Raw genomic sequence first — 3079 nt, 5'->3', positions numbered from 1 at the left:
CACGCCGTCGAGCCCGGCGCTCGGCGCCACCCTCCCCGCGTTCCCCGCGATGCTGCGCAAGCAACTCAAGGGCGCGCCGTACCCGGCCCCCGTCGCGATCATGGCCGCGGCCGTGGAGGGCGCCGGGGTGGACTTCGCCGCCGCCCAGGCGATCGAGGCCCGCTACTTCGCCGGACTCGCCACCGGGCAGACCGCCAAGAACATGATCCGCGCGTTCTTCTTCGACCTGCAGAAGGCCAACGGGCTCGCGAAGGCGTACGGGTCGGCTGACCGCGAACCGATCACCAAGGTCGTGGTCCTGGGCGCCGGGATGATGGGCGCGGCGATCGCCTACGTGTGCGCCAAGGCCGGTATGGAGGTCGTCCTCAAGGACATCGACCAGTCCGCCGCCGAGCGGGGCAAGGGTTATTCGGAGAAGCTCGTCGCCAAGACCGTCGCCCGCGCCGCCGAGGGCGAGGCCCGGGACGCCGCGCAGGCGAAGGGCGAGGCGCTCCTGGCGCGCATCACCCCCACCACCGACGCCGCGGCCGCCTCCGGTGCGCAGGCCGTCATCGAGGCCGTGTTCGAGGACCCGAAGGTCAAAGAGACGGTGTTCGCGGAGATCGCGCCGCACATCGCCCCGGACGCGCTGCTGTGCTCCAACACCTCGACCCTTCCCATCACCATGCTCGCGGGCGGCGTGGACCGGCCGGCCGACTTCATCGGCCTGCACTTCTTCTCGCCCGTCGACAAGATGCCGCTGGTCGAGATCATCAAGGGCGCCGAGACCTCGGAGAATGCCCTCGGGCGCGCCCTGGCACTGGTCGCGCAGATCGGCAAGACCCCCATCGTCGTCAACGACTCCCGCGGGTTCTTCACCTCGAGGGTCATCGGGACCTTCACCAGTGAGGGCATGGCGCTGCTCGCCGAGGGCGTCCCCGCGCCCACCGTCGAACAGGCCTCCTCGCAGGCCGGCTACCCGGCGCCGGTGCTCGCGCTGATGGACGAACTCACGTTGACCCTGCCCCGCAAGATCCGTGACGAGACCCGCCAGGCGGCCGAGGCAGAGGGCCGGCCGCTGCCCGACCACCCGGGCAACGCCGTACTCGACACGATGATCGACGAGCACGACCGCAAGGGCCGCTCCACCGGCGCCGGCTTCTACGAGTACACCGACGGCAAGCGCTCCGGACTCTGGCCGGGCCTGGCGGAGGCTTTCGGCCCCGCCACCGAGATCCCGCTGCAGGACGCGATCGACCGGATGTTGTTCGCCGAGGCGATCGAGACCGTCAAGTGCCTCGACGAGGGCGTGCTGGAGACCACCACCGACGCCAACGTCGGCTCGATCCTGGGCATCGGCTTCCCGGGCTGGACCGGCGGCGTCGCCCGCTACATGGACCAGTACCCGGGCGGCCTGCCCGGCTTCGTCGCCCGCGCCGAGGAGCTCGCCGAACGCTACGGGGACCGTTTCACCCCGCCGGAGTCCCTGCGGTCCAAGGCCGCCTCCGGCGGCACCTACGAGGAGGTCCAGCCGTGATCCGTACCCGCTTCACCGAGGAGTTCGGCGTCCGTCATCCGATCGTCCAGGGCGGCATGATGTGGGTCGGCCGCGCCGAACTCGCGGCCGCCGTGTCCGAGGCGGGGGCGCTGGGAATCATCACCGGGCTCACCCAGCCGACGCCCGAGGACCTGGTCCGCGAGATCGCCCGGTGCCGGGAGATGACCGACCAGCCCTTCGGGGTCAACCTCACGATCCTCCCGTCGATCACGCCGCCCCCGTACGCGGAGTACCGCCAGGCGATCGTCGAGTCGGGCGTGAAGATCGTCGAGACCGCCGGGTCCAACCCCAAGGACCATCTCCCTGTCTTCCACGACGCCGGCGTCAAGGTCATCCACAAGTGCACCTCCGTGCGGCACGCACTCAAGGCTGAGAAGCTCGGCGTGGACGCCGTCTCCATCGACGGCTTCGAGTGCGCCGGACATCCCGGTGAGGACGACGTCCCCGGTCTGGTGCTCATCCCCGCCGCGGCGGCCCGGCTGACCATCCCGATGCTGGCGTCCGGAGGCATCGCCGACGCCCGCGGCCTCGTGGCCGCACTGGCCCTGGGGGCCGACGGCGCCAACATGGGGACGCGGTTCATGTGCACGGCCGAATCGCCGGTCGCGGACCAGGTCAAGCAGCAGATCGTCGCCAACTCCGAGCTCGACACCACGCTCATCTTCCGCACGCTGCACAACACCGCGCGGGTCGCGGCGAACGCCGTCTCGGCGGAAGTGGTGGCCAGGGAGGCCGAGGGCGTGGAGTTCTCCGACATCCAGCACCTCGTCGCCGGGGCCCGGGGCCGCAAGGTTTTCGAAGACGGCGACCTGGACGCCGGCATCTGGTCGGCGGGTCAGTGCCAGGGCCTGATCGACGACGTGCCCACCGCGGCCGAGCTGGTCGACCGCATGATGGCCGAGGCCGAGTCGATCATCACCGACCGGCTGGCCGGCATGGTCGCCGCCGCGGAGACGGTCCGATGACCCCCACGGGCCGGGACGCGGTCATGGTCGACCGCGACGACCTGGGTGTCGCGACTATCAGCATCAACCGACCCGACCGGATGAACGCGCTCGACCACCCGACGGTGAGCGCACTGGTGGAGATCATCTCCGAGCAGAGCCTGGACCCCGACACCAGAGTCATCGTGCTCGCCGGCGAGGGCGGGGCGTTCACCACCGGGGCGGACCTGCAGGCCATCCGGGAGGGAGCCGACGACGCTCCCGGTCCCGACGTCACCATGGACAACGCCGCGGCTCTGGTCCGCGCGGTGCTGACCGCCCCGGTTCCGGTGATCGCCGCGGTCAACGGTCCGGCGGCGGGGGTGGGCGTCTCGCTGGCGCTGGCCTCCGACCTCGTACTCATGGCCGACGACGCGTACCTGCTGTTCGCGTTCACCAACATCGGGCTCATGCCGGACGGCGGGGCCAGCGTGCTCCTCCCCGCGGCGGTCGGCCGCTCCGTCGCCTCCCGGATGCTGCTGCGCGGGGACGCCGTGTCGGCCGCGGAGGCCCGGGAAGTGGGGTTGGCCCTGGACGTCCTGCCCGCCGCGGACCTGCG

At 71.4% G+C, this 3079-nt stretch carries 3 protein-coding genes; all 3 read left to right on the top strand.

The window, feature by feature from the left end:
- A partial coding sequence (locus G6028_RS16570; protein WP_182659525.1) for a 3-hydroxyacyl-CoA dehydrogenase NAD-binding domain-containing protein occupies positions 1–1516 on the top strand: 1516 nt, incomplete at its 5' end.
- Positions 1516–2502 carry an NAD(P)H-dependent flavin oxidoreductase gene (locus G6028_RS16565; RefSeq protein ID WP_182616474.1) on the top strand — a complete coding sequence of 329 codons (987 nt, stop codon included), beginning with the start codon at positions 1516–1518 and terminating at the stop codon, positions 2500–2502. The genes G6028_RS16570 and G6028_RS16565, both read left to right, overlap by 1 nt.
- The coding region (locus G6028_RS16560; protein WP_182659524.1) for an enoyl-CoA hydratase-related protein at positions 2499–3079 on the top strand (581 nt) is incomplete at its 3' end. The genes G6028_RS16565 and G6028_RS16560, both read left to right, overlap by 4 nt.

The organism is Dietzia cercidiphylli (assembly GCF_014145145.1).
GTDB lineage: Bacteria > Actinomycetota > Actinomycetes > Mycobacteriales > Mycobacteriaceae > Dietzia > Dietzia natronolimnaea.
Note: the sequence above shows the minus strand (reverse complement) of the source record. Positions and strands in the feature narration are given on the sequence as shown.